Raw genomic sequence first — 2,659 nt, 5'->3', positions numbered from 1 at the left:
TACTCAGGGAAGTAAACAACTTGGGATTCATTCTTTCTCCTTCTGGAGCCCGGACACTCCGTAGCCTCTATTTTGCACAAAAGACAGATTGTTCAACCAAAAACGACCGGGTCAGATTGAACCGATAAAAAAAAGCCCGCATCGAAGGATGCGGGCTTTTTCCCGGAGGATCAGGGGATCAGAGTTCCTTTAGTCCCATGTCCTTCAGTTTGTCTTCGTAGGATTTGGGAGTAACATCTGCTGCTCCTTTTACCCCGCTGGGACTTTCTGAAGAGCTGGACGGCGCCGATGCGCTGGATGGCGATGCGCCTCCCGCTGAAGGAGCGGCATACTGAGCTCCAGGGTTCTCATCGTCATGATGGGAACCGCCTTCGTCTCCGCCGCCCGGCAGACTGGCAAATGACATTTCGGCGTCATCACGCACAGTAGAACGACGACGTTTGAAGGTCGCAAATGCGGCATCGGCGAAGCCTCGAGAAATTCCATGCAGGAATTCGTTGAGAACATTTGCCATTCCCTTCATCATGTACTGCTTTCTTTTGCTGGTGGCCATATCCACGTCCAGCAACAGACCCGGCTGCAGATGGTGGGGGTTGATTTCGTAAGTGAACTTGTGGAATTGGTTTTCCAGGATGTTCAGTCGCTCATCCACCACAACCCGCTCGATGGGGTTTTGATAGCCATACATGTCTTGAAGCTTTTCCTTCAGATAGCGAATCTTGCCAGCTGTATTGCGAGCTTCTACGGTGTAGGTACGGTTATTCTTTTCTACAAAGGTATTTGTAGTGTCCCGGAAATTCAGATGATCCCATTTCAGCTCATCTGGATCGGTGTTGAGCTCTTTGCGTTCTTTGTTCCATTTTTTGGGCATTACGCTCTGAGCCAGATCCTCGAAATCCACAACGGATTTCTTCAGACCAAACCATTTGGACTTTTTCTGATCATAGATCTGATGAACCACTTCCCAGGCTGCATCTACTTCACGGATGAAGGCTGCCATTCTGGTGTCGTAGATTCTCTTCAGTTCTCGAATCTGGGCCTGATCGAAGTATACCAGACGAATAGCGTAGCGCTCGTCCGGAAGCTGGGTTTCGTCTTCATCCTCGTATTCGCGGATGTAGCAATCCCTGGCGTTCTTCTTGTTATCACAAACCTGATAACCCAGCTTGGAGGTATCAAGGATAGAAGTCAGCGTGTTGACTGCAGTGTTGAAACCACGGTTTCGAATGTTTTCGGAGTCGATGATTTCCTTAATTGCTTCTCGCATATTAAGGGGATCATAGTCTTCCTGATCGATTTCCGCGCGAAGACCTTCGATTTTGTCGATGAACTTCTTACCGAGTACTGTGTACCGGCGGGAATTCGGATCGGAAACATTGTCATCGGTGAATTTGTCCACCAGCTTGATGCGCTCGAACATTACCTCGTTATCGGTAAGTTCCTGGCGACCGCTATCCACGATCTCTTCTTTGAGAGCTTCGATTTCCCGGTCAATCAGCTCCATGATGTGATTTGCCAGGTTATCCTTCAGCAGATACTCTACAGTAGTCTGATAGTGGAAAATCGGACTGATTAGCTCAGAGTCCAGAATGTTGATGGAGAGTTTGATGTCCGTTACGGTCTTGGGCTTGTACGCATTATCTTTGAAAACGCATTTTACAATTGAGTAGGCATTCTCACCTCGAACGAAAGCGCCCACATCGGTCTTCTGACGAAGGATGGAGTTGGTTTCGTTCTCCAGATCATTTACGCCCCGCTGGATGTGACCTTGCAGGTGACCATACATGTTTACGATGGATTTTTCAACCTCACCGGTGTTAAACTTATCGGGTCCTGCCAGTTTATCCAGAACCTCCACGATTTCGCGCGGAGTATACCGTGCCAGGGATCGCAACTCTTCTTTGTCGATAAAGTCACGAACCTTTTTCACCATTTCATCTTCAACCGTAACGGTGTAACGGTTAAACATGTTCACATAGGCCTGGTTTACGTAGTTGTAAACCTTGTCCTCGATACTCGCCATGATATCCACATCTTTGAGGACCTCTGGCGGAAGCTTAGTCTGTACAAACCCCTTTACTCGATTGGCAGCATCATCGATGATCTTCTTTGATTCTGCGATTTTGTTTCGACCTTCCCATACAAGTGAAGTACGCGAAGTCACCGCGCTGGGAACTGTAGGGTCGATTTTGTTTGGACTCTTTGGGAACTGCCCCATTGCCATATTTTCCTCCATCAAGGTGTAACAGGTGGAAACGGGTTCACCCGGTTTTCTGTTTTATCGGATAATGGGCTGTGCCGCTTTTCTTTTCAAGAAAAAAAAGAATTTTTGATTGAAATGCCCTGGTTTCGGGGACATAAGCATTGGCTTATCGGAAGCTATAATGCAAAGAGCGGCTCGCCTCTTTCCCTTGTTTCAGGAACCGTCCATACTGGCAAGCAATACGTGAATCTACAGGTAGAAAGACTACCTGGTGTTTAACTTTCTTGAACAATAGCGGAAAGAAAGACGCGCCGCAGCTTTCGCATAAGCTGCTAGCAAGTCTAACGAAAGAGTAAGCTCAGAAATCTCCTTCATCCAACACTGGCTCATCATATTGAGGAATCAATACCGGGCTGGTGCCCTCTCCGGAGTGAGCATCGCAGGGCTCGGTGGGTT

General features: G+C 47.9%; 1 protein-coding gene. It reads right to left on the bottom strand.

Annotated features, from left to right (window positions below; all coding sequences use genetic code 11):
* Positions 1-178 precede the first annotated feature (178 nt).
* Positions 179-2,023 carry a hypothetical protein gene (locus KDD36_14995; GenBank protein MCB0397955.1) on the bottom strand — a complete coding sequence of 615 codons (1,845 nt, stop codon included), beginning with the start codon at positions 2,021-2,023 and terminating at the stop codon, positions 179-181.
* Positions 2,024-2,659: the final 636 nt, after the last annotated feature.

This window comes from Flavobacteriales bacterium (genome assembly GCA_020435415.1).
GTDB lineage: Bacteria > Bacteroidota > Bacteroidia > JACJYZ01 > JACJYZ01 > JACJYZ01.
Note: the sequence above shows the minus strand (reverse complement) of the source record. Positions and strands in the feature narration are given on the sequence as shown.

Bases quoted from the DNA above. Each gene is read 5' to 3' on its own strand.
- KDD36_14995 (MCB0397955.1), bottom strand. From the start codon at position 2,023: ATGGCGAGTATCGAGGACAAGGTTTACAACTACGTAAACCAGGCCTAT.